This window comes from Streptomyces niveiscabiei, from assembly GCF_001419795.1.
GTDB classification, from domain to species: domain Bacteria; phylum Actinomycetota; class Actinomycetes; order Streptomycetales; family Streptomycetaceae; genus Streptomyces; species Streptomyces niveiscabiei.
Genome location: NZ_LIRL01000883.1, coordinates 1 through 2,619, shown reverse-complemented (window position 1 = coordinate 2,619; position 2,619 = coordinate 1). Strand labels below are relative to the sequence as shown.

The following is a 2,619-nucleotide window of genomic DNA, read 5'->3' as shown; positions in this document are numbered from 1 at the left end:
GCGGCGAGGTCGGCGGAGTCGGGGAGGGTGCCGAAGGAGTGCCCCCGATCCCCGTCGAACCGGCTGGCGCAGAACGCGTCGGCGACGGCGGCAGGGGCGTGCCGGACGAGAAGGGACGCCTGGAGGGTGAGGGCCATGGCCTCGACGACCCGGCGGGCCTGGGACTCCAAGGCGGTCGCCACCAGACGCCGTACGCGCGCGTGGGCCGCGTCCAGACGGGCGTCCGCCCCGTGCGAGAGGGCGAGTTCCGCCTCGTAGGCCTCGGCGGTCGCCGGATCGCGGGTCAGCGCGCGCAGGACGTCGAGCGCGTTGACGTTGCCGGAGCCCTCCCAGATGGACAGCAGGGGCGCTTCCCGGTAGTGGCGGGGCATGCCGGAGTCCTCGACGTACCCGTTGCCGCCGAGGCACTCCAGAGCTTCGGCGGTGAACGCGGGCCCGCGCTTGGTGACCCAGTACTTGCCGACGGCGGTGGCGATACGGCGGAAGGCCCGCTCGCCGGCGTCCCCGCGCGCGGCGCGGTCGGCGGCGCCCGCGAGGCGCAGGGTGAGCGTCGTCGCGGCCTCGGATTCGAGCGCGAGGTCGGCGAGGACGTTGCGCATCAGGGGCTGGTCCAGCAGGCGCGCGCCGAACGCGGTGCGGTGGCGGACGTGGTGGCCGGCCTCGACGAGGGTCTTGCGCATCAGGGTCGCCGTCGCCATCACGCAGTCCAGGCGCGTGCAGTTGACCATGTCGATGATGGTCTTCACGCCCTGCCCCTCGGGCCCGACCAGCCAGCCGGCCGTGCCGTCGAACTCGGGCTCCGAGGACGCGTTGGAGCGGTTGCCGAGCTTGTCCTTGAGGCGCTGGACGCGGAACGGGTTGCGGGTGCCGTCGGGCAGGACGCGCGGGACGAGGAAGCAGGACAGGCCCTCCGGCGCCTGGGCCAGCACGAGGAACACGTCGCACATGGGGGCCGACGTGAACCACTTGTGCCCGCGCAGGACGTACACGCCGGGCTCGGCGGTCGGCGCGGCCGTCGTCGTGTTCGTCCGGACGTCCGAGCCGCCCTGCTTCTCGGTCATGCCCATCCCCGCGAGGATGCCGCGCTTGTCCGTCGGCACGCGCAGGCCGGGTTCGTACGCGCGCGCGGTGAGCAGCGGTTCGTACACCTTCGCGAGGTCCGGCTGATGGCGCAGGGCCGGGACGGCGGCGTACGTCATCGAGACCGGGCAGCCGTGGCCCGCCTCGGTGTGGTTCCACACCAGGCCGCCCGCCGTGCGCGCGACGTGCGCGCCGGGGCGGTCGTCCGCCCACGCGGAGCCCGCGAGGCCCGCGGAGACGGCGACGTCCATCAGGGAGTGCCAGCTCGGATGGAAGTCGACCTCGTCGACGCGGTGGCCGTAGCGGTCGTGCGTGCGCAGAACCGGCTCGTGGCGGTTGGCCAGCTCGCCCCACTCCTGCGCCTCGACGCCGCCCGCGCGGCGGCCCAGCGCGCGGACGTCGGCCTCGGCCCACGCCGCGCCCTCGCGGCGCAGGCCCTCCAGGAGGGCGGGGTCCGCGGCGGCGTCGTAGGGGGCTAGGGGCGGCGGCTGGTTCGTGACGTCGTGCGTGGCGTACGGAGCTGGCGTCGATGACATGCCCTCCATGTTGCGCCTCCGCTGCGACTGTCGCAATAGTGCAACACGAAGGAGTGAGCCGTAGAGTACGTGCCCATGCGCAGCGAGGTGTCGGCGGAGACGGAGCTACGGCCGCTGTCCGCCCGGTCGGTCGTCCTGAGCCTGCTGCTCGGCGCGCAGCCGCCCGAACTGCCGGTGCGGGAACTCGTCCGCCTCGTCGAGCCGTTCGGCATCGGCGGCTCCACCCTCCGCGCCGCCCTCAGCCGCATGACCGCCGCCGGAGACCTGCGCTGCGCGGACGCGGTGTACGGCCTCAGCGACCGCCTCCTCGAACGCCGCCGACGCCAGGACGAGGCGCTGCACCCGCGCACGCGCGCGTGGACCGGCGACTGGGAGATGGCCGTCATCACGACGACGGGCCGCCCGGCGGCGGAACGAGCGGAACTCCGCTCCGACCTCGCGGCCCTGCGCCTGGCGGAACTCCGCGAGGGCGTCTGGCTGCGCCCGGCCACCCTCCTGCGCCCCTGGCCCGACCGCGTGTCCCACCTGACCCACCACTTCACGACACGCCCGACGACCCCGCCCCGGGAACTCGCGGCGACCCTCTGGCCGTTGAGGGAGTGGAAGGCCACCGGCACGGCCCTCCTCCGCCACACCGACCGCTCCACGACCCCCGCCGCCCGCTTCACCGCCTTCGCCGCAGTGGTCCGCCACCTCCTCTCCGACCCCGTCCTCCCCCCGGACCTCCTGCCCCCGGGCTGGCCGGGCGAGGCCCTGCGCAGGGCCTACGCCGACTACCGGGAGGAGTTCGCGACCCGACTCGCGGGCGAACGGGACACCGGCATCGCGCCGGGCGCGGGGCGAGGCCGGGAGGCGGAGGGGGCACGACGGGCGGAGTGAGGGCGCACGCGCAGAGGCGCCCGCCGAGGACGGGACGGTGCTGGGCTCGTGCCGACCCTGGTCGAGGCGAGGCGAGGCGAGGCGAGGCGAGGTGAGGCGAGGTGAGGTGGGGTGCGGCGCGGCG

2 protein-coding genes are annotated in these 2,619 nt (G+C 75.1%); one reads left to right on the top strand and one right to left on the bottom strand.

Annotation, left to right across the window (positions count from 1 at the left end):
* A partial coding sequence (locus AOK24_RS36225; protein ID WP_055724208.1) for an acyl-CoA dehydrogenase family protein occupies positions 1 to 1,616 on the bottom strand: 1,616 nt, incomplete at its 3' end.
* Positions 1,617 to 1,691: 75 nt separating this feature from the next.
* Here AOK24_RS36225 and AOK24_RS36220 point away from each other — a divergent pair.
* Positions 1,692 to 2,495, top strand: coding sequence for a PaaX family transcriptional regulator C-terminal domain-containing protein (locus AOK24_RS36220; protein WP_055724207.1), 804 nt, complete (start codon positions 1,692 to 1,694; stop codon positions 2,493 to 2,495).
* Positions 2,496 to 2,619: the final 124 nt, after the last annotated feature.

Bases quoted from the DNA above. Each gene is read 5' to 3' on its own strand.
- AOK24_RS36220 (WP_055724207.1), top strand. From the start codon at position 1,692: ATGCGCAGCGAGGTGTCGGCGGAGACGGAGCTACGGCCGCTGTCCGCC.